This window comes from Pseudomonas sp. P9_31, assembly GCF_034008235.1.
Taxonomy (GTDB): domain Bacteria; phylum Pseudomonadota; class Gammaproteobacteria; order Pseudomonadales; family Pseudomonadaceae; genus Aquipseudomonas.
In genome coordinates, this window is sequence record NZ_CP125375.1 from 153,963 (window position 1) to 178,307 (window position 24,345).

Below are 24,345 nucleotides of genomic sequence, written 5' to 3' on the forward strand. Positions count from 1 at the left end.
TCAGCTGTTGTTGTGATCGATCTTGATGGTCGGGTCACTGCCGGCGATCAACGAGTTGATGCTGGCGCTGGACCAATTGTTACCTTCCAGTTTGATCGTCACGTCCGGGGTGGCCGCTGCTGCGTCGGCGCCGTTGAACTTGCCGGCGGAGCTGACCTGCAAGGACGACACGCCATCCACGGTGGTGATCTTCAGGAAGTTGTCGATGGTGCTGCCGCTTTCACCCTGCAACAGATCGCGCAGGTCGATGCGGTCGCCTTCGCTGGCCTTGAAGTCCTTGATCACGTCGCTGCCGGTGTCGCCAGCCTTCCAGATGAAGGTGTCGGCACCCGAACCACCAATCAGGATGTCGTTGCCTTGACCGCCGATCAACGAGTCATTGCCGCTGCCGCCGAGCAGGATGTCATTGCCCTTGCCGCCGTCGAGGAGGTCGTTGCCGCCCTGGCCGAAGAGAATGTCGTTGCCTGCGCCACCCAGCAGCGTGTCGTTACCGTCGTGGGCGCCAGACACGTCGAACGCGGTGTAGTGCTCGGTGATGTACTGGTGCACGTTGCTGGTGGTGACTTTGCTGACGTCGACGCCGGTCTGCTGGGCCACGAACGCCTGCATGGCCTGATAACCCTCGCCGGCGATGCCATTGAAGCTCACCAGATCGCCGAACAGAAGATCGTTGCCGTCACCGCCGCTGACCGTGTCGGCACCCGGCATTGTCGCTTCGGTATGGCCGATGATCGAGTTGGTCAGGTCTTTCGGGTCGATGTTGGTTTGTGGCGTTTGATTCGAGTCGTAGGGCTTGAGGTCGGTGAGGGTGACGTCTGTGTTCAGGCCGATCGCTTCCACCGTCGACACGTTGCTTAGCAATGCGAAGCCGCTGGTGGAGTTGTCGATGGCGGTGGAATCGGTGCTGCTGCCGGTGCCATCGCGATAGGACAGTTCGTACGTGCCGTTACCCTCGGCATGGAGGGTGCCCAGTTCAGAACTGCTCCAGCGCCCAGAGTTTTTCAGAGTCTGCAGCGTGACGTTGCCGGCGCTGTCGATGGTCAGGTAGTGAGTGCTGTCCAGATAGCTGGAATAGGTCTGCCCCAACTTGTAATTGGTGGTGGTGATGACGTCATCGAGCTTCACGTTGCCGTACAAGGTCGGGTTGGTCTGCTCACCGCTCTGGTAGTAGGTCGGCTTGCCGTCAGTGATGAAGTACGTGAGGTTCTTCGCACCGGTATTGGCAGTGGCGTCGGCACTCTGGAACCAGTTGGCCGTGGTTTTGAACACGTCCTCGTAGTTGGTGCCACCGCCGGACGACATCGAGTCCAGTACTGACTTGAGCAGGGTCAGTGCGTTCGGGTCATTCAGGTTCACCGACACCGACTTGTTGACCTGGGTATCGAAGTCCACCAGGAAAATCTTCACGGTCCCGGAGTTGCTGCCCAGGCTTTGCTTGAGGGTGTTGAACACCGCCGTCAGCGAATCCTTGGCCGCGCTGATCGAAGAGGCGCTCATGCTGCCCGAGCTGTCGACCATGAACGCGATATTGTAGTTAGTGCCCGGCACCACGGTCAGCCCGCCGATGTCGGCGACCATGATGTCGTTACCATCGGTGCCGGTGATGGTGTCGTCGGCCGCAGTGGCGGTGATGGCGTTGTAAACCGCCGGGTACACCGTGACCGGGATCTGCGCGGTGCTCGGTGCCGAACCGCCATGGGCTTCGGTGGACGTCGAGGTGACGGTCAGGGTGAATTGGCCGTTGTAGTACGACGGCGGTGTGACGGTCAGGGTGCCGAGGTTCCAGCCGGTGACGTTGGCTTCGCCGTTGGTCGCGCTGGCGGTGAAGGTGTGACCTGCGCCATCGGTGAGCACCGAGCCCGCCGGGATGCCGCTGATTTTCACACTCAGGCTTTCGGAGCCGTCAGTGTCGGTCAGTGCTGTCTTGATCGCGGACAAGTGAACGCTGGTGCCTTCGGCGCCTTCGTTGAGTTTGTAGCCGTCGTAGTAGCCTTCGCCATTGGTGCCGTGCAGGTCGGAAACGGTCACGCCAGAAGCGGCCAGATCCGCCACGCCGGTGTACAGCGGCACGCCGGCGCTGCTCAGGTCGACTGCGGCACCGCCGTTGATCGACAGGTTGACGTCATAGTTACCCGGGCCATGCTGGTTGTGGTGGTAGATGTCCAGGGTGTAGTAGCCGCTGGTGGTCGGGGTGAACGAGCCGTTCAGCTTGCCGCCTGCACCCCACGTGGCCGCGGCCACATTCTGGCCACCGATGGTCACCAACAGACTGTCGTCACCGGTACCGCTGAAGGTGTACGTCTTGCCGGCTTCGAGGTAGATCAGGCCGGACGTTTTCGAGGCCGTGCCGACGGCGACGCCGTCGGACTGCACGTTGGTCACGGCGGCGCTGCTGTTCGGGGTACCCGCGCTGTCGATGACCGATTTCAGCGTGCCGGAAGCCGCGCCGCTGCCATCGGTGCCGAGGCCCGACAGACCGGTCCAGACTTCCTTGATCAGGCCGGTGGACTTGACGCTGTTGTCCGCGACGCTCAGGGATGGCGCGTCGGCAACCGGTGTGATGTCGATTTTCACCGTGCCGGTGTTGCCCAGCAGCTGACCGTCGGTTGGCTGGAACTTGATTTGCGCGTAGTCCGCCTGGTTATTGCCCACACCGGTGCCGCCGTAGCCGTCAACGCCTGATTCGTTGGCATCTGGCGTGAAGCGCAGTTTGCCGGCGTCGATGTCGGCTTTAGTGAAGGTCTGGTTGGTCGCCACGTCTTTCCAGGTCGAACCGTCCAGGTACTGCAACTTGCCTTCGCCCGGCAACTGAGTGATTTTCACCCCCAGGTTGGCGGCCGAACTGTCGACATCGCTGACGCCGAAGGTCGACCAGCCGAGGATCAGTGGGGTGTCTTCGGTGCCAGTGACGTTAACCGGTGCGGCGGTCGGCGCATCGTTCACGGCCACCACGTTGACGGTGGTGGTCGCGGTGTTGGAGTAGTTGCTGCCATCGGTCACCGTCACGGTGATGATCCGCGGCACGGTGTTCGGATCTTCACTGCTGTTGGTGAAACTGATGTTTTTGATCTGCTGCATGTAGTCGGCCAGCGTCGCGTTGCCCGACAGGGTCAGGGTGACAGTGCCGTCCTGGCTGTTGGCGTTGATGCTGATGCCGTTGACGCTGTTGCCCAGGTTCAGCGCGTCGCCCGGCTGACGGTTGGTCAGCACGATGGTGGCGCCGGTCAGCATCGTGCTGTCCGGGTCGGTGATCTTCAGGTCGGTGTCGCCGATCGATACGCCCTGGCCGGCGGTGCCTTCGGTGAAGGTCACGTTGTAGTTGGCCCCGGTGGCACCGCTGGAGTTGTTGGCGTCCAGGTCGAGAACCGGCGCGGCATCGTTGTCGGTGATCGAGGTGCTGACGCTGCCGCTGGAAGCGCTGACCGCGAGGTTTTCGAAGTTACCGCCGGTGGCCGAGTCGATCTTGATCACGAAGTTCTCGGTGCCTTCGGTGAGCTTGTCGTCCAGCGTTGCGACGTTGAAGCTCGCGCTGCTGGCGCCAGCCGGGATTTTCACGGTGTACACGCCGGTGAAGTCCGAACCGTCGGCGGCGGTGCCGCTGTAGACGATTTTCAGGGTCACTTCGGTCTGTGCCGGGTGGGTCAGGCTGACGGTGTAGCTGGCGGTCTGGCCTTCGGTCACCGAGGTGCTGCCGCTGATGCTGACTTCGGTTTTGTCGATGGTGTCGGTGACAGTCGTGACCGCAGCGGTGTTGCTGGTGACCAGGTTCTCGAAGTTGCCACCGGTGGCGGTGGAGATGGTCGCCTGAACCGTGCCGGCGTCTTTGTAAACGTCATCGGACGGTGCCGCGACGGTCACGGTGCCGGTGGTTTTACCGGCGTCGATGGTGATCACGGAGCCGTTGCTCAACGTCACGGTGACCGGTGTGCCGGCGGCGTTGGTCAGGGTCGCGGTGTAAGTGATCTGGCCACCTTCGGCGACCGAGTTGGTGGCGCTCAGGCTGAGGGTGGTGGTGTCGACGGTGTCGGTCACGGTGGTGCTGACCGGCGTTTTGTCCGCCACCAGGTTCTCGTAGTTGCCGCCGCTGACGCTGGTGATCGAGTTGGTCAGCGGAGTATGGCCGGCCAACGCGTCGTTCGGCGCGGCGGTGGTCACGGTACCGGTGGTTTTACCGACGTCGATGGTGATCGTCTGGCCGTTGGCCAGGGACACGGTAACCGGGCTGCCAGTCACCGGTGCACCGACGGTCGCGGTGTAGGTGACGGTGCCGCCTTCCGCCGCCGAAGCGGTGGCGTTCAGGGTGACGGTCGAAGTGTCGATAGTGTCGGTGACGCTGGTGACTGCCGGGGCAGTGCTAGGAACCAGGTTCTCGAAGTTGCCACCGGTGGCGGTGGAGATGGTCGCCTGAACGGTGCCGGCGTCTTTGTAAACGTCATCGGATGGCGCCGGGACGGTCACGGTGCCGGTGGTTTTACCGGCGTCGATGGTGATCACGGAGCCGTTGCTCAAGGTCACGGTCACCGGAGTGCCGGCGGCGTTGGTCAGGGTCGCGGTGTAGGTGATCTGGCCACCTTCGGCGACCGAGTTGGTCGCGCTCAGGCTGAGATTGGTGGTGTCGACGGTGTCGGTCACGGTGGTGCTGACCGGCGTTTTGTCCGCCACCAGGTTCTCGTAGTTGCCGCCGCTGACGCTGGTGATCGAGTTGGTCAGCGGAGTATGGCCGGCCAACGCGTCGTTCGGCGCGGCGGTGGTCACGGTACCGGTGGTTTTACCGACCTCGATGGTGATCGTCTGGCCGTTGGCCAGGGACACGGTAACCGGGCTGCCAGTCACCGGTGCACCGACGGTCGCGGTGTAAGTGACGGTGCCGCCTTCCGCCGCCGAAGCGGTGGCGTTCAGGGTGACGGTCGAAGTGTCGATAGTGTCGGTGACGCTGGTGACTGCCGGGGCAGTGCTAGGGACCAGGTTCTCGAAGTTGCCACCGGTGGCGGTGGAGATGGTCGCCTGAACGGTGCCGGCGTCTTTGTAAACGTCATCGGATGGCGCCGCGACGGTCACGGTGCCGGTGGTTTTACCGGCATCGATGGTGATCACGGAGCCGTTGCTCAACGTCACGGTCACCGGAGTGCCGGCGGCGTTGGTCAGGGTCGCGGTGTAGGTGATCTGGCCACCTTCGGCCACTGAGTTGGTGGCGCTCAGGCTGAGATGGGTGGTGTCCGCTGTGTCGGTGATCGAGGTATCAGCCGACTTGCCATCGACTTCTAGCTTCTCGTAGTTACCGCCCTTGGCGTCGTCGATTTTGACGCTCAGGGAGCCACCACCGGTCAGGGCATCGTTCGGCGCGGTGAAGTTGACACTGGCACTGCTCGAGCCGACCGGAATGGTGATGGTCTGGCCGTTGGACAGGGTCACAACGACTGGCGAACCGGTTACTGGCGCGCTGACGGAGGCGGTGTAAACCACCGTGCCGCCTTCGGCGATGGTGGACGTTGCGGTCAGGTTCACCGTCGAAGTATCGATGGTGTCGGTGACGCTGGTGACTGCCGGGGCAGTGCTAGGAACCAGGTTCTCGAAGTTGCCACCGGTGGCGGTGGAGATGGTCGCCTGAACCGTGCCGGCGTCTTTGTAAACGTCATCGGACGGTGCCGCGACGGTCACGGTGCCGGTGGTTTTGCCGGCATCGATAGTGATCACGGCACCGTTGCTCAGCGTCACGGTCACCGGAGTGCCGGCGGCGTTGGTCAGGGTGGCGGTGTAAACGATGGAACCACCTTCGGCGACCGAGTTGGTGGCGCTCAGGCTGAGGTTGGTGGCGTCGACGGTGTCGGTCACGGTGGTGCTGACCGGCGTTTTGTCCGCCATCAGGTTCTCGTAGTTGCCGCCGCTGACGCTGGTGATCGAGTTGGTCAGCGGAGTATGGCCGGCCAACGCGTCGTTCGGCGCGGCGGTGGTCACGGTACCGGTGGTTTTACCGACGTCGATGGTGATCGTCTGGCCGTTGGCCAGGGACACGGTAACCGGGCTGCCAGTCACCGGTGCACCGACGGTCGCGGTGTAGGTGACGGTGCCGCCTTCCGCCGCCGAAGCGGTGGCGTTCAGGGTGACGGTCGAAGTGTCGATAGTGTCGGTGACGCTGGTGACTGCCGGGGCAGTGCTAGGAACCAGGTTCTCGAAGTTGCCACCGGTGGCGGTGGAGATGGTCGCCTGAACGGTGCCGGCGTCTTTGTAAACGTCATCGGACGGTGCCGCGACGGTCACGGTGCCGGTGGTTTTACCGGCGTCGATGGTGATCACGGAGCCGTTGCTCAAGGTCACGGTCACCGGAGTGCCGGCGGCGTTGGTCAGGGTGGCGGTGTAAACGATGGAGCCGCCTTCAGCCACCGAGTCGGTCGCGCTCAGGCTCAGAGTCGTGGTGTCCGAGGTATCAGTCACCGAGGTGTCGGCTGATTTGCCATCGACTTCCAGCTTCTCGTAGTTGCCGCCCTTGGCATCGTCGATTTTTACGCTCAGCGAACCGCCGCCCGACAAAGCGTCGTTTGGCGCGGTGAAGTTGACGCTGGCACTGCTCGAGCCGACCGGGATGGTGATGGTCTGGCCGTTGGACAAGGTCACAACGACTGGCGAACCGGTTACTGGCGCGCTGACGGAGGCGGTGTAAACCACCGTGCCGCCTTCGGCGATGGTGGACGTCGCGGTCAGGTTCACCGTCGAAGTATCGATGGTGTCGGTGACGCTGGTGACTGCCGGGGCAGTGCTAGGAACCAGGTTCTCGAAGTTGCCACCGGTGGCGGTGGAGATGGTCGCCTGAACCGTGCCGGCGTCTTTGTAAACGTCATCGGACGGTGCCGCGACGGTCACGGTGCCGGTGGTTTTGCCGGCATCGATAGTGATCACGGCACCGTTGCTCAGCGTCACGGTCACCGGAGTGCCGGCGGCGTTGGTCAGGGTGGCGGTGTAAACGATGGAACCACCTTCGGCGACCGAGTTGGTGGCGCTCAGGCTGAGATTGGTGGTGTCGACGGTGTCGGTCACGGTGGTGCTGACCGGCGTTTTGTCCGCCACCAGGTTCTCGTAGTTGCCGCCGCTGACACTGGTGATCGAGTTGGTCAGCGGAGTATGGCCGGCCAACGCGTCGTTCGGCGCGGCGGTGGTCACGGTACCGGTGGTTTTACCGACCTCGATGGTGATCGTCTGGCCGTTGGCCAGGGACACGGTAACCGGGCTGCCAGTCACCGGTGCACCGACGGTCGCGGTGTAGGTGACGGTGCCGCCTTCCGCCGCCGAAGCGGTGGCGTTCAGGGTGACGGTCGAAGTGTCGATAGTGTCGGTGACGCTGGTGACTGCCGGGGCAGTGCTAGGGACCAGGTTCTCGAAGTTGCCACCGGTGGCGGTGGAGATGGTCGCCTGAACGGTGCCGGCGTCTTTGTAGACGTCATCGGATGGTGCCGGGACGGTTACGGTGCCGGTGGTTTTACCCGCTTCAATGGTGATGACTGCGCCGTTGCTCAACGTCACGGTCACCGGAGTGCCGGCGGCGTTGGTCAGGGTCGCGGTGTAGGTGATCTGGCCACCTTCGGCCACTGAGTTGGTGGCGCTCAGGCTGAGATTGGTGGCGTCGACGGTGTCGGTGATCGAGGTGTCGGCTGATTTGCCATCGACTTCCAGCTTCTCGTAGTTACCGCCCTTGGCATCGTCGATTTTCACGCTCAGGGAACCGCCGCCGGCCAACGCATCGTTCGGCGCAGTGAAATTCACGCTGGCGCTGCTCGAGCCGACCGGAATGGTGATGGTCTGGCCGTTGGACAGGGTCACAACGACTGGCGAACCGGTTACTGGCGCGCTGACGGAGGCGGTGTACACCACCGTGCCGCCTTCGGCGACGGTGGACGTCGCCGTCAGGTTCACCGTCGAAGTATCGATGGTGTCGGTGACGCTGGTGACTGCCGGGGCAGTGCTAGGAACCAGGTTCTCGAAGTTGCCACCGGTGGCGGTGGAGATGGTCGCCTGAACGGTGCCAGCGTCTTTGTAGACGTCATCGGATGGCGCCGGGACGGTCACGCTGCCGGTGGTTTTACCGGCGTCGATGGTGATCACGGCACCGTTGCTCAGCGTCACGGTCACCGGAGTGCCGGCGGCGTTGGTCAGGGTCGCGGTGTAGGTGATCTGGCCACCTTCGGCGACCGAGTTGGTCGCGCTCAGGCTGAGAGTGGTGGTGTCCGCCGTGTCGGTGATCGAGGTATCAGCCGACTTGCCGTCGACTTCCAGCTTCTCGTAATTGCCGCCCTTGGCATCGTCGATTTTCACGCTCAGCGAACCGCCGCCGGCCAACGCATCGTTCGGCGCGGTGAAGTTGACGCTGGCACTGCTCGAACCGACCGGAATGGTGATGGTCTGGCCGTTGGACAGGGTCACAACGACTGGCGAGCCGGTGACTGGTGAAGTCACGGACGCGGTGTAAACCACCGTGCCGCCTTCGGCGATGGTGGACGTCGCGGTCAGGTTCACGGTCGAAGTGTCGATAGTGTCGGTGACGCTGGTGACTGCCGGGGCAGTGCTAGGAACCAGGTTCTCGAAGTTGCCACCGGTGGCGGTGGAGATGGTCGCCTGAACCGTGCCGGCGTCTTTGTAAACGTCATCGGACGGTGCCGCGACGGTCACGGTGCCGGTGGTTTTGCCGGCATCGATAGTGATCACGGCACCGTTCGACAAGGTCACGGTCACTGGTGTACCGGCCGCATTGCTCAGGGTGGCGGTGTAAACGATGGAGCCGCCTTCAGCCACCGAGTCGGTCGCGCTCAGGCTCAGAGTCGTGGTGTCCGAGGTATCGGTCACCGAGGTGTCGGCTGATTTGCCATCGACTTCCAGCTTCTCGTAGTTGCCGCCCTTGGCATCGTCGATTTTTACGCTCAGCGAACCGCCGCCCGACAAAGCGTCGTTTGGCGCGGTGAAGTTGACGCTGGCACTGCTCGAGCCGACCGGGATGGTGATGGTCTGGCCGTTGGACAAGGTCACAACGACTGGCGAACCGGTTACTGGCGCGCTGACGGAGGCGGTGTATACCACCGTGCCGCCTTCGGTCACAGTGCTGGTCGCGGTGAGGTTGACCGTCGAAGTGTCGACGGTGTCGGTGACGCTGGTGACTGCCGGGGCAGTGCTAGGAACCAGGTTCTCGAAGTTGCCACCGGTGGCGGTGGAGATGGTCGCCTGAACAGTGCCGACGTCTTTGTAAACGTCATCGGACGGTGCCGCGACGGTCACGGTGCCGGTGGTTTTGCCGGCATCGATAGTGATCACGGCACCGTTCGACAAGGTCACGGTCACTGGTGTACCGGCCGCATTGCTCAGGGTGGCGGTGTAAACGATGGAGCCGCCTTCAGCCACCGAGTCGGTCGCGCTCAGGCTCAGAGTCGTGGTGTCCGAGGTATCGGTCACCGAGGTGTCGGCTGATTTGCCATCGACTTCCAGCTTCTCGTAGTTGCCGCCCTTGGCATCGTCGATTTTTACGCTCAGCGAACCGCCGCCCGACAAAGCGTCGTTTGGCGCGGTGAAGTTGACGCTGGCACTGCTCGAGCCGACCGGGATGGTGATGGTCTGGCCGTTGGACAGGGTCACGACCACTGGCGAGCCGGTGACCGGTGCGCTGACGGATGCGGTGTACACCACCGTGCCGCCTTCGGCGACGGTGGACGTCGCGGTCAGGTTCACCGTCGAAGTGTCGACGGTGTCGGTGACTTCGGTAACTGCTGCCGCTGGATTGCTCGCTAGGTTTTCGAAGTTACCGCCGGCCGCGTCTTTGATCGTTGCTTCAACGGTACCGGCGTCTTTGTAGACGTCGTCTTTCGGTGCATCGACGGTCACGGAGCCGGTGGTTGCGCCGGCGGCGATGGTGATCACCGCGCCGTTCGACAGGGTCACGGTGACCGGCGTGCCGGCGGCATTGGTCAGGGTCGCGGTGTAAACGATGGAACCGCCTTCAGCCACGGAGTCGGTCGCACTCAGACTAAGAGTGGTGGTGTCCGAGGTATCGGTCACCGAGGTGTCCGCCGACTTGCCGTCGACTTCCAGCTTCTCGTAGTTACCGCCCGCAGCGCCGTCGATCTTGACGCTCAGTGAGCTGCCACCCGCCAGCGGGCTGTTTGGCGCGACGAAGTTCACGCTGCCAGTGGTTTCGCCGACCGGGATGGTGATGGTTTGGCCATTCGACAGGGTCACGACGACTGGCGAGCCGGTCACTGGCGCGGTAACGGAAGCCGTGTAAACCACGGTGCCGCCTTCGGCAACATTCGCGGTGGCAGTCAGCGAAACGGTGCTGGTATCGAGGGTATCGTTAACAGTGGTGACAGCGGGCGTATCGCTGGTGACCAGGTTCTCGAAATTGCCACCGGTCGCGTCTTTGATCGTCGCTTCGACGGTGCCGGCGTCTTTGTAGACGTCGTCCTTTGGTGCGTCGACGGTCACGGAGCCGCTGGTTGCGCCGGCTGCGATGGTGATCACGGCACCGTTCGACAGTGTCACGGTGACCGGAGTGCCGGCGGCGTTGGTCAGGGTGGCGGTGTAAACGATGGAGCCGCCTTCAGCCACCGAGTCGGTCGCGCTCAGGCTCAGAGTCGTGGTGTCCGAGGTATCGGTCACCGAGGTGTCGGCTGACTTGCCGTCGACTTCCAGTTTCTCGTAGTTACCGCCCTTGGCATCGTCGATTTTCACGCTCAGGGAACCGCCGCCGGCCAACGCATCGTTCGGCGCGGTGAAGTTGACGCTGGCACTGCTGGCGCCGACCGGGATGGTGATGGTCTGGCCGTTCGACAGGGTCACGACGACTGGCGAACCGGTGACTGGAGCGGACACGGACGCGGTATACACCACCGTGCCGCCTTCAGCCACAGCGCTGGTCGCGGTCAGGTTGACGGTCGAAGTGTCGATGGTGTCAGTCACATTGGTGACCGCCGCCGCTGGGTTGGTCGCCAGGTTTTCGAAGTTACCGCCGGCCGCGTCTTTGATCGTTGCTTCAACGGTACCGGCGTCTTTGTAGACGTCGTCCTTCGGTGCATCGACGGTCACGGAGCCGCTGGTGGCGCCGGCGGCGATGGTGATCACGGCACCGTTCGACAGTGTCACGGTGACCGGCGTGCCGGCGGCATTGGTCAGGGTGGCGGTGTAAACGATGGAGCCGCCTTCTGCCACGGAGTCGGTCGCGCTCAGGCTCAGAGTCGTGGTGTCCGCCGTGTCGGTGATCGAGGTGTCGGCTGACTTGCCATCGACTTCCAGCTTCTCGTAGTTGCCGCCCTTGGCATCGTCGATCTTGACGCTCAGGGAGTTGCCGCCAGCCAACGCATCGTTCGGCGCGGTGAAATTGACGCTGGCGCTGCTCGAACCGACCGGGATGGTGATGGTCTGGCCATTCGACAGGGTCACAACCACTGGCGAGCCGGTGACCGGTGCCGAGACGGATGCGGTGTACACCACGGTGCCGCCTTCGGCCACACTCGAAGTCGCGGTCAGGTTCACGGTCGAGGTGTCGATGGTGTCGGTCACATCGGTGACCGCCGCTGCCGGATTGGTGGCCAGATTTTCGAAGTTGCCGCCCGCAGCATCCTTGATGGTCACTTCGACTTGGCCGGCATCTTTGTAGACGTCGTCCTTCGGCGCGTCGACGGTCACGGAGCCGCTGGTGGCGCCGGCGGCGATGGTGATCACCGCGCCGTTCGACAGTGTCACGGTGACCGGGGTGCCGGCGGCGTTGGTCAGGGTGGCGGTGTAAACGATGGAACCGCCTTCAGCCACGGAGTCGGTCGCACTCAGACTAAGAGTGGTGGTGTCTGTCGTGTCAGTCACCGAGGTATCCGCCGACTTGCCGTCGACTTCCAGCTTCTCGTAGTTGCCGCCCTTGGCGTCGTCGATCTTGACGCTCAGGGAACCGCCGCCGGCCAACGCATCATTCGGCGCGGTGAAGTTGACGCTGGCACTGCTCGAGCCGACCGGAATGGTGATGGTCTGGCCGTTGGACAGGGTCACAACGACTGGCGAACCGGTGACTGGCGCGCTGACGGAGGCGGTGTAAACCACCGTGCCGCCTTCGGCGATGGTGGATGTCGCGTTCAGGGTGACGGTCGAAGTATCGATAGTGTCGGTGACGCTGGTGACTGCCGGGGCAGTGCTAGGGACCAGGTTCTCGAAGTTGCCACCGGTGGCGGTGGAGATGGTCGCCTGAACCGTGCCCGCGTCCTTGTAGACGTCATCGGATGGTGCCGGGACGGTCACGGTGCCGGTGGTTTTACCGGCATCGATGGTGATCACGGAGCCGTTGCTCAATGTCACGGTCACCGGAGTGCCGGCGGCGTTGGTCAGGGTCGCGGTGTAGGTGATCTGGCCACCTTCGGTCACCGAGTTGGTGGCGCTCAGGCTGAGATTAGTGGTGTCCGCTGTGTCGGTGATCGAGGTGTCGGCTGACTTGCCGTCGACTTCCAGCTTCTCGTAGTTACCGCCCTTGGCGTCGTCGATTTTGACGCTCAGGGAGCCACCACCGGTCAGGGCATCGTTCGGCGCGGTGAAGTTGACGCTGGCACTGCTCGAACCGACCGGGATGGTGATGGTCTGGCCGTTGGACAAGGTCACAACCACTGGCGAGCCGGTGACCGGTGCCGAGACGGATGCGGTGTAAACCACCGTGCCGCCTTCAGCCACAGTGCTGGTCGCGGTGAGGTTGACCGTCGAAGTGTCGATGGTGTCGGTCACATCGGTGACCGCCGCTGCCGGATTGGTCGCCAGGTTTTCAAAGTTGCCGCCGGCGGCGTCTTTGATGGTCACTTCGACTTGGCCGGCGTCTTTGTAGACGTCGTCCTTCGGTGCATCGACGGTCACGGAGCCGCTGGTGGCGCCGGCGGCGATGGTGATCACGGCACCGTTCGACAGTGTCACGGTGACCGGCGTGCCGGCGGCATTGGTCAGGGTGGCGGTGTAAACGATGGAGCCGCCTTCTGCCACGGAGTCGGTCGCGCTCAGGCTCAGAGTCGTGGTGTCCGAGGTATCGGTCACCGAGGTGTCGGCTGACTTGCCATCGACTTCCAGCTTCTCGTAGTTGCCGCCCTTGGCATCGTCAATCTTGACGCTCAGGGAGCCGTCACCGGCCAACGCATCGTTCGGCGCGGTGAAGTTGACGCTGGCACTGCTGGCGCCGACCGGGATGGTGATGGTCTGGCCATTCGACAGGGTTACGACCACCGGCGAACCGGTGACAGGCGAAGTCACGGACGCGGTGTACACCACGGTGCCGCCTTCGGCCACACTCGAAGTCGCGGTCAGGTTCACGGTCGAGGTGTCGATGGTGTCGGTCACATCGGTGACCGCCGCTGCCGGATTGGTGGCCAGATTTTCGAAGTTGCCGCCAGCAGCGTCCTTGATGGTCACTTCGACTTGGCCGGCGTCTTTATAGACGTCGTCTTTTGGCGCGTCGACGGTCACGGAGCCACTGGTGGCGCCGGCGGCGATGGTGATCACGGCACCGTTCGACAAGGTCACGGTGACCGGTGTGCCGGCGACGTTGGTCAGGGTGGCGGTGTAAACGATGGAGCCGCCCTCAGCCACGGAGTCAGTAGCGCTCAGGCTGAGGGTGGTGGTGTCTGCCGTGTCGGTAACCGAGGTGTCGGCTGACTTGCCATCGACTTCCAGCTTCTCGTAGTTACCGCCCTTGGCATCGTCGATTTTGACGCTCAGGGAGCCACCACCGGTCAGGGCATCGTTCGGCGCGACGAAGTTCACGCTGCCAGTGGTTTCGCCGACCGGGATGGTGATGGTCTGGCCATTCGACAGGGTCACGACCACTGGCGAGCCGGTCACTGGCGCGGTAACGGAAGCCGTGTAAACCACGGTGCCGCCTTCGGCAACATTCGCGGTGGCAGTCAGCGAAACGGTGCTGGTATCGAGGGTGTCGTTAACAGTGGTGACCGCGGGCGTATCGCTGGTGACCAGATTCTCGAAATTTCCACCGGTCGCGTCTTTGATCGTCGCTTCGACGGTGCCGGCATCTTTGTAGACGTCGTCCTTTGGTGCGTCGACGGTCACGGAGCCTGTGGTTTTACCCGCTTCAATGGTGATGACTGCGCCGTTCGACAAGGTCACAGTGACCGGAGTCCCAGCGGCGTTGGTCAAGGTGGCGGTGTAAACGATGGAACCGCCTTCAGCGACCGAGTCGGTTGCGCTCAAGCTGAGGGTGGTGGTGTCCTGGGTGTCAGTGATCGAGGTATTAGCCGACTTGCCATCGACTTCCAGCTTCTCGTAGTTGCCGCCCTTGGCATCGTCGATTTTCACGCTCAGGGAGTTGCCTCCAGCCAACGCATCGTTCGGCGCAGTGAAATTGACGCTGGCGCTGCTCGAACCGACCGGGATGGTGATGGTCTGGCCATTCGACAGGGTCACAACCACTGGCGAGCCGGTGACCGGTGCCGAGACGGATGCGGTGTAAACCACCGTGCCGCCTTCAGCCACAGTGCTGGTCGCGGTGAGGTTGACCGTCGAAGTGTCGATGGTGTCGGTCACATCGGTGACCGCCGCTGCCGGATTGGTCGCCAGATTTTCGAAGTTGCCGCCCGCAGCATCCTTGATGGTCACTTCGACTTGGCCGGCGTCTTTGTAGACGTCGTCTTTCGGCGCGTCGACGGTCACGGAGCCACTGGTGGCGCCGGCGGCGATGGTGATCACCGCGCCGTTGCTCAAGGTCACGGTGACCGGCGTGCCGGCGGCGTTGCTCAGCGTCGCGGTGTAGACGATGGAGCCGCCTTCAGCCACCGAATCGGTTGCGCTCAGGCTGAGGGTGGTGGTGTCCTGGGTATCGGTCACCGAGGTATCCGCCGACTTGCCGTCGACTTCCAGCTTCTCGTAGTTACCGCCCGCAGCGCCGTCGATCTTGACGCTCAGCGAACCGCCACCGGCCAACGCGTCGTTTGGCGCAACGAAGTTAATAGAACCGCTGCTGGCGCCGACCGGGATGGTGATGGTCTGGCCGTTGGACAGGGTCACAACCACTGGCGAACCGGTGACTGGAGCGGACACGGACGCGGTGTAAACCACGGTGCCGCCTTCGGCCACACTCGAAGTCGCGGTCAGGTTCACGGTCGAGGTGTCGATGGTGTCGGTCACATCGGTGACCGCAGCGGCCGGATTGGTCGCCAGGTTTTCAAAGTTGCCGCCGGCGGCGTCTTTGATCGTCACCTCGACTTGGCCGGCGTCTTTGTAGACGTCGTCCTTCGGTGCATCGACGGTCACGGAGCCGCTGGTGGCGCCGGCGGCGATGGTGATCACCGCGCCGTTCGACAAGGTCACAGTGACCGGAGTCCCAGCGGCGTTGGTCAGGGTGGCGGTGTAAACAATGGAGCCGCCTTCAGCGACCGAATCGGTCGCCGACAAGCTGAGAGTCGTGGTGTCCGCAGTATCGGTCACCGAGGTGTCCGCCGACTTGCCGTCGACTTCCAGCTTCTCGTAGTTACCGCCCTTGGCGTCGTCGATTTTGACGCTCAGGGAGCCGTCGCCGGCCAACGCATCGTTCGGCGCGGTGAAGTTGACGCTGGCACTGCTCGAGCCGACCGGGATGGTAATGGTCTGGCCGTTGGACAGGGTCACAACGACTGGCGAACCGGTGACTGGCGCGCTGACGGAGGCGGTGTACACCACCGTGCCGCCTTCAGCCACACTCGAAGTTGCCGTCAGATTGACCGTCGAGGTGTCGATGGTATCGGTGACGTCGGTAACCGCAGCGGCCGGATTGGTCGCCAGGTTTTCAAAGTTGCCGCCGGCGGCGTCTTTGATCGTCACCTCGACTTGGCCGGCGTCTTTGTAGACGTCGTCCTTCGGTGCATCGACGGTCACGGAGCCACTGGTGGCGCCGGCGGCGATGGTAATCACCGCGCCGTTCGACAAGGTCACAGTGACCGGAGTCCCAGCGGCGTTGGTCAGGGTGGCGGTGTAAACGATGGAACCGCCTTCAGCCACGGAGTCGGTCGCACTCAGACTCAGAGTCGTGGTGTCCGAGGTATCGGTCACCGAGGTGTCCGCCGACTTGCCGTCGACTTCCAGCTTCTCGTAGTTACCGCCCGCAGCGCCGTCGATCTTGACGCTCAGTGAGCTGCCACCCGCCAGCGGGCTGTTTGGCGCGACGAAGTTCACGCTGCCAGTGGTTTCGCCGACCGGGATGGTGATGGTCTGGCCATTCGACAGGGTCACAACGACTGGCGAGCCGGTCACTGGCGCGGACACGGACGCGGTGTACACCACGGTGCCGCCTTCAGCCACACTCGCAGTTGCGGTCAGATTGACGGTCGAAGTATCGACAGTGTCGGTGACGTTGGTAACCGCCGCTGCTGGGTTGGTCGCCAGGTTTTCAAAATTGCCACCCGCGGCGTCCTTGATGGTCACTTCGACTTGGCCGGCGTCTTTGTAGACGTCGTCCTTCGGTGCATCGACGGTCACGGAGCCAGAGGTGGCACCGGCGGCGATGGTGATCACGGAGCCGTTGCTCAATGTCACGGTCACCGGAGTGCCGGCGGCGTTGGTCAGGGTCGCGGTGTAGACGATGGAGCCGCCTTCTGCCACGGAGTCGGTCGCCGACAGGCTGAGAGTCGTGGTGTCCGCTGTGTCGGTCACCGAGGTGTCCGCCGACTTGCCGTCGACTTCCAGCTTCTCGTAGTTACCGCCCTTGGCATCGTCGATTTTGACGCTCAGGGAGCCACCACCGGTCAGGGCATCGTTAGGCGCAGTGAAATTCACGCTGGCGCTGCTCGATCCAACCGGAATGGTGATGGTCTGGCCATTCGACAGGGTTACGACCACTGGCGAACCGGTGACAGGCGAAGTCACGGACGCGGTGTACACCACCGTGCCGCCTTCAGCCACAGCGCTGGTCGCGGTAAGGTTGACGGTCGAAGTGTCGATGGTGTCAGTCACATTGGTGACCGCCGCCGCTGGGTTGGTCGCCAGGTTTTCGAAGTTACCGCCGGCCGCGTCTTTGATCGTTGCTTCAACGGTACCGGCGTCTTTGTAGACGTCGTCTTTCGGTGCATCGACGGTCACGGAGCCGGTGGTTGCGCCGGCGGCGATGGTGATCACGGCGCCATTGCTCAGCGTAACGTTCACTGGTGTGCCGGCCGCATTGGTCAGGGTCGCGGTGTAGACGATGGAGCCGCCTTCAGCCACGGAGTCGGTCGCACTCAGACTAAGAGTGGTGGTGTCCGCCGTGTCAGTCACCGAGGTGTCCGCCGACTTGCCATCGACTTCCAGCTTCTCGTAGTTACCGCCCGCAGCGCCGTCGATCTTGACGCTCAGTGAGCTGCCACCCGCCAGCGGGCTGTTTGGCGCGACGAAGTTCACGCTGCCAGTGGTTTCGCCGACCGGGATGGTGATGGTTTGGCCATTCGACAGGGTCACGACGACTGGCGAGCCGGTCACTGGCGCGGTAACGGAAGCCGTGTAAACCACGGTGCCGCCTTCGGCAACATTCGCGGTGGCAGTCAGCGAAACGGTGCTGGTATCGAGGGTGTCGTTAACAGTGGTGACCGCGGGCGTATCGCTGGTGACCAGATTCTCGAAATTTCCACCGGTCGCGTCTTTGATCGTCGCTTCGACGGTGCCGGCGTCTTTGTAGACGTCGTCCTTTGGTGCGTCGACAGTTACGGAGCCGCTGATTTTACCGGCCTCGATGGTGATCACGGCACCGTTCGACAAAGTCACAGTGACCGGAGTCCCAGCGGCGTTGGTCAGGGTCGCCGTGTAGGTAATCTGGCCGCCTTCATCCACAGCGCCGGTGGCGGTCAGCGACAGGCTGGTGGTGTCCTGGGTATCAGTGATCGAGGTGTCGGCTGACTTGCCATCGACTTCCAACTTCTCGTAATTGCCGCCCTTGGCATCGTCGATTTTCACGCTCAGGGAGTTGCCTCCAGCCAACGCATCGTTCGGCGCAGTGAAATTGACGCTGGCGCTGCTCGAACCGACCGGGATGGTGATGGTCTGGCCATTCGACAGGGTCACAACCACTGGCGAGCCGGTGACCGGTGCCGAGACGGATGCGGTGTAAACCACCGTGCCGCCTTCAGCCACAGTGCTGGTCGCGGTGAGGTTGACCGTCGAAGTGTCGATGGTGTCGGTCACATCGGTGACCGCCGCTGCCGGATTGGTCGCCAGATTTTCGAAGTTGCCGCCCGCAGCATCCTTGATGGTCACTTCGACTTGGCCGGCGTCTTTGTAGACGTCGTCTTTCGGCGCGTCGACGGTCACGGAGCCACTGGTGGCGCCGGCGGCGATGGTGATCACCGCGCCGTTGCTCAAGGTCACGGTGACCGGCGTGCCGGCGGCGTTGCTCAGCGTCGCGGTGTAGACGATGGAGCCGCCTTCAGCCACCGAATCGGTTGCGCTCAGGCTGAGAGTCGTGGTGTCCGCAGTATCGGTCACCGAGGTGTCGGCTGACTTGCCGTCGACTTCCAGCTTCTCGTAGTTACCGCCCTTGGCATCGTCGATTTTCACGCTCAGGGAGCCGCCACCGGTCAGGGCATCGTTCGGCGCGGTGAAGTTGACACTGGCACTGCTCGAGCCGACCGGGATGGTGATGGTCTGGCCGTTCGACAGGGTCACAACGACTGGCGAACCGGTGACTGGAGCGGACACGGACGCGGTGTAAACCACCGTGCCGCCTTCGGTCACAGTGCTGGTCGCGGTGAGGTTGACCGTCGAAGTGTCGACGGTGTCGGTGACTTCGGTAACTGCCGCCGCTGGATTGGTGGCCAGATTTTCGAAGTTTCCGCCTGCAGCGTCCTTAATGGTCACTTCGACTTGGCCGGCGTCTTTATAGACGTCGTCTTTCGGCGCGTCGACGGTCACGGAGCCACTGGTTGCGCCGGCGGCGATGGTGATCACCGCGCCGTTCGACAAGGTCACGGTGACCGGAGTCCCAGCGGCGTTGGTCAGGGTGGCGGTGTAAACAATGGAGCCGCCTTCTGCCACCGAATCGGTCGCACTCAGGCTGAGGGTGGTGGTGTCCGCTGTGTCAGTGATCGAGGTGTCCGCCGACTTGCCGTCGACTTCCAGTTTCTCGTAGTTACCGCCCTTGGCATCGTCGATTTTCACGCTCAGGGAACCGCCGCCGGCCAACGCATCGTTCGGCGCGGTGAAGTTGACGCTGGCACTGCTCGAGCCGACCGGGATGGTGATGGTCTGGCCGTTCGACAGGGTCACGACGACTGGCGAACCAGTGACTGGAGCGGACACGGACGCGGTATACACCACCGTGCCGCCTTCGGTCACAGTGCTGGTCGCGGTGAGGTTGACCGTCGAAGTGTCGACGGTGTCGGTGACTTCGGTAACTGCCGCCGCTGGATTGGTGGCCAGATTTTCGAAGTTTCCGCCCGCAGCGTCCTTAATGGTCACTTCAACTTGGCCGGCGTCTTTGTAGACGTCGTCTTTCGGCGCGTCGACGGTCACGGAGCCACTGGTGGCACCGGCGGCGATGGTGATGACGGCACCGTTCGACAAGGTCACGGTCACTGGTGTACCGGCCGCATTGCTCAGGGTCGCGGTGTAAACGATGGAACCGCCTTCAGCCACGGAGTCGGTCGCGCTCAGGCTCAGAGTCGTGGTGTCCGAGGTATCGGTCACCGAGGTGTCGGCTGACTTGCCATCGACTTCCAGCTTCTCGTAGTTGCCGCCCTTGGCATCGTCAATCTTGACGCTCAGGGAGCCGTCACCGGCCAACGCATCGTTCGGCGCGGTGAAGTTGACGCTGGCACTGCTGGCGCCGACCGGGATGGTGATGGTCTGGCCATTCGACAGGGTTACGACCACCGGCGAACCGGTGACAGGCGAAGTCACGGACGCGGTGTACACCACGGTGCCGCCTTCGGTCACAGTGCTGGTCGCGGTGAGGTTGACCGTCGAGGTGTCGACGGTGTCGGTGACTTCGGTAACTGCCGCCGCCGGATTGGTGGCCAGATTTTCGAAATTGCCACCGGTCGCGTCTTTGATCGTTGCTTCGACGGTACCGGCGTCTTTGTAGACGTCGTCTTTCGGCGCATCGACGGTCACGGAGCCTGTGGTTTTACCCGCTTCAATGGTGATGACTGCGCCGTTCGACAAGGTCACAGTGACCGGAGTCCCAGCGGCGTTGGTCAGGGTCGCCGTATAGGTGATCTGGCCGCCTTCATCCACAGCGCCGGTGGCGGTCAGCGACAGGCTGGTGGTGTCCTGGGTATCAGTGATCGAGGTGTCGGCTGATTTGCCATCGACTTCCAGCTTCTCGTAGTTGCCGCCCTTGGCATCGTCGATTTTTACGCTCAGGGAACCGCCGCCCGACAAAGCGTCGTTTGGCGCGGTGAAGTTGACGCTGGCGCTGCTCGAACCGACCGGGATGGTGATGGTCTGGCCGTTCGACAGGGTCACGACGACTGGCGAACCGGTGACTGGAGCGGACACGGACGCGGTGTACACCACGGTGCCGCCTTCAGCCACACTCGCAGTTGCGGTCAGATTGACGGTCGAAGTATCGACAGTGTCGGTGACGTTGGTAACCGCCGCTGCTGGGTTGGTCGCCAGGTTTTCAAAGTTGCCGCCGGCGGCGTCTTTGATGGTCACTTCGACTTGGCCGGCGTCTTTGTAGACGTCGTCCTTCGGTGCATCGACGGTCACGGAGCCACTGGTGGCGCCGGCGGCGATGGTGATCACCGCGCCGTTCGACAAGGTCACAGTGACCGGAGTCCCAGCGGCGTTGGTCAGGGTGGCGGTGTAAACAATGGAGCCGCCTTCTGCCACCGAATCGGTCGCACTCAGGCTGAGGGTGGTGGTGTCCGCTGTGTCAGTGATCGAGGTGTCCGCCGACTTGCCGTCGACTTCCAGTTTCTCGTAGTTACCGCCCTTGGCATCGTCGATTTTCACGCTCAGGGAACCGCCGCCGGCCAACGCATCGTTCGGCGCGGTGAAGTTGACGCTGGCACTGCTCGAGCCGACCGGGATGGTGATGGTCTGGCCGTTCGACAGGGTCACGACGACTGGCGAACCGGTGACTGGAGCGGACACGGACGCGGTATACACCACCGTGCCGCCTTCAGCCACAGCGCTGGTCGCGGTCAGGTTGACGGTCGAAGTGTCGATGGTGTCAGTCACATTGGTGACCGCCGCCGCTGGGTTGGTCGCCAGGTTTTCGAAGTTACCGCCGGCCGCGTCTTTGATCGTTGCTTCAACGGTACCGGCGTCTTTGTAGACGTCGTCCTTCGGTGCGTCGACGGTCACGGAGCCGCTGGTTGCGCCGGCTGCGATGGTGATCACGGCACCGTTCGACAGTGTCACGGTGACCGGAGTGCCGGCGGCGTTGGTCAGGGTGGCGGTGTAAACGATGGAGCCGCCTTCTGTCACGGAGTCAGTAGCGCTCAGGCTGAGGGTGGTGGTGTCCTGGGTGTCAGTGATCGAGGTATCAGCCGACTTGCCATCGACTTCCAGCTTCTCGTAGTTACCGCCCTTGGCATCGTCGATTTTCACGCTCAGGGAGCCGCCGCCGGCCAACGCATCGTTCGGCGCGGTGAAGTTGACGCTGGCACTGCTCGAGCCGACCGGAATGGTGATGGTCTGGCCGTTGGACAGGGTCACAACGACTGGCGAACCGGTGACTGGAGCGGACACGGACGCGGTGTACACCACGGTGCCGCCTTCGGCCACACTCGAAGTCGCGGTCAGGTTCACGGTCGAGGTGTCGATGGTGTCGGTCACATCGGTGACTGCTGCCGCCGGGTCAGTAACCAGGTTCTCAAAGTTGCCGCCCGCGGCGTCCTTGATGGTGACTTCAACCTTGCCGGCATCTTTATAGACATCATCGGCCGGGGCGGCGACGCTCACGCTGCCGGTGGTGGCGCCAGCGGCGATGGTGATCACCGCGCCGTTGCTCAAAGTCACGGTCACTGGTGTGCCGGCCGGATTGGTCAGGGTCGCGGTGTACAGAATCTGACCACCTTCGGCCACTTCGGTGGACGCCGACAGGCTCAGGCCGGTGTCGTCTTTCGAATCGGTAATGGTGGTGAGCGCCGGCTCGGTGCTCGGGGTCAGTTGTTCGAAGTTGCCGCCGGTGGTGCCGGTGATCGTAGTGCTGACGGTGCTGCCATTGTTGTAGACATCGTTGGCCGCGGTATCGACCGTCACGCTGCCGGTGGTCTTGCCCGCTTCGATGGTAATGACCGAGCCGTTGCTCAAGGTCACGGTCATCGGCGTGCCGGCCGGGTTGGTCAGGGTGGCGGTGTAGGTGATCTGGCCGCCTTCGACGACGGTACCGGTGGCGCTGAGGCTCAGGCCGGTGTTGTCGATCGAGTCGGTGATGGTGGTGACGGCCGGCGTGGTGCTCGGCACCAGGTTCTCGAAGTTGCCGCCGGTAGCGCCAGTGATCGTGGTGCTGATGGTGCTGCCGTTGTTGTAGACGTCATTGGCCGGGGTGTCGACGCTCACGGAACCGGTGGTTTTACCGGCTTCGATGGTGATGGTCGAACCGTTGGACAGGGTGACGGTGACCGGCGTCTGCGCCGGGTTGGTCAAGGTCGCGGTGTAGGTGATCTGGCCGCCTTCAGTGACGCTGCCGGTGGCGGTCAGGCTCAGGCCGGTGTTGTCGACCGAATCGGTAATGGTGGTGACCGCCGGGGTCGTGTTCGGCACCAGGTTCTCGAAGTTGCCGCCGGTAGTCCCGGTGATCGTGGTGCTGACGGTGCTGCCATTGTTGTAGACGTCGTTGGCCGGCGTCGGAACGTTCACGCTGCCGGTGGTGTTGCCAGCGGCGATGGTGATGGTCGAACCGTTGGACAGGGTGACGGTGACCGGCGTCTGCGCCGGGTTGGTCAAGGTCGCGGTGTAGGTGATCTGGCCGCCTTCAGTGACGGTCGAACCCGCTGTCAGTGTGACGGTGGTGGTGTCGACCGAATCGGTAATGGTGGTGACCGCCGGGGAAGGATTCGGCACCAGATTCTCGAAGTTGCCGCCGGTAGTCCCGGTGATCGTGGTGCTGACGGTGCTGCCATTGTTGTAGACGTCGTTGGCCGGCGTCGGAACGTTCACGCTGCCGGTGGTGTTGCCAGCGGCGATGGTGATGGTCGAACCGTTGGACAGGGTGACTGTGACTGGCGTCTGCGCCGGGTTGGTCAAGGTCGCGGTGTAGGTGATCTGGCCGCCTTCGTTGACGGTCGAACCGGCCGTCAGTGTGACGGTGGTGGTGTCGACGGTGTCGGTGACCTGGGTCACGGCCGGTGCAGTCGGCGGGGTGACCACGATACCGCTACCGCCCGTGGTGCCGGTGACGGTCACGTCGATCTGGGTCGAATCGTTATAAACAGTGTCGTTCGGTGCCAGCGGAACGTTGACGGTGCCGGTGGTTTGGCCGGCTGCGATCACGATCACCGAGCCGTTGGACAGGGTGATGGTCAGGTCGGTCAGCGGCGCCTGGGTCAGGGTCGCGGTATAAACCAGCACGCCACCGGCTTCGGTGATGGTCGGCGTGGCGCTCAGGCTCAGGGTCGATTCGAGCAGAGTGTTGGCGCTGGTGTTGGCCGTCTGGCTGCCGGTAATGTCTTGTGTTGCCGACGCGGCAGTGGCGAGGCCCGCTGTCTCGAAACCAATGGTCGGGGCAACCCGGGCCGCAGTTGCCTCCAGGTCCACGAAGCTGTGGCCACCACCGGCAGATCCACCCGTGCTCGCAGCAGTAGGGCCGGCTGCGGTGGCTTCAAGAGCAGTGGTCGGGTCGACGCCGGCGGCGATGGCTTGCTGTAATTCGTCAACCGATGGCGCGGCTTGTGCGGTGGCTTGCGCAAGGTCGGTGCTGGAGTCCGGATTGCTGCCGCTCCATTGAGTGTCGCGGCCCAGGTCCAGGGTCCGGCCGTCAGCCAGTTCGAGCGTGATGGCGCCAGCGGCACCAGTGTCTATCTGGTCGCCCACCAACAACCGGTCGCCTTCAACGAGTACGCGGCGGATGCCCTCTGGGGACACCGCGAAAACCTGACCAACAATGCTTTTGACGATGGCAACAACACTGCTCATTGAAGACTCTCCGGGTGTCACGTTCAGTTGACTTCCATGAACCGCTCGGGGGTGTTCACCGAGCGGGGCTGGACGTACTTTCTAAAATATTTGGTGCATAACGTTGATGCGAAATAGTCAATAATTTGACTATATTTTTTCGGAATTAACTTTATGCCAAACTATTGACCTTATGGGATCCATCCTAAACAATCGCCCCATTAATGTCACATTGATATTTAAGCGGCGACCTGTCCTACAGCGTGTGACCCAGTTCCGATTTTTAACTTTCCGACATACGGTCATTCCGGTTGCCATCATCCGATGCAGCGC

At 62.9% G+C, this 24,345-nt stretch carries 1 protein-coding gene; it reads right to left on the bottom strand.

Annotated elements, in window-relative coordinates; genetic code table 11:
• Positions 1 to 24,033 (bottom strand): immunoglobulin-like domain-containing protein, encoded by a 24,033-nt coding sequence (locus tag QMK51_RS00745; RefSeq protein ID WP_320392881.1) that lies wholly within the window; start codon positions 24,031 to 24,033, stop codon positions 1 to 3.
• Positions 24,034 to 24,345 lie beyond the last annotated feature (312 nt).

Excerpts from the sequence above, each read along its gene's own strand:
- QMK51_RS00745 (WP_320392881.1), bottom strand. The coding sequence starts at position 24,033 with ATGAGCAGTGTTGTTGCCATCGTCAAAAGCATTGTTGGTCAGGTTTTC.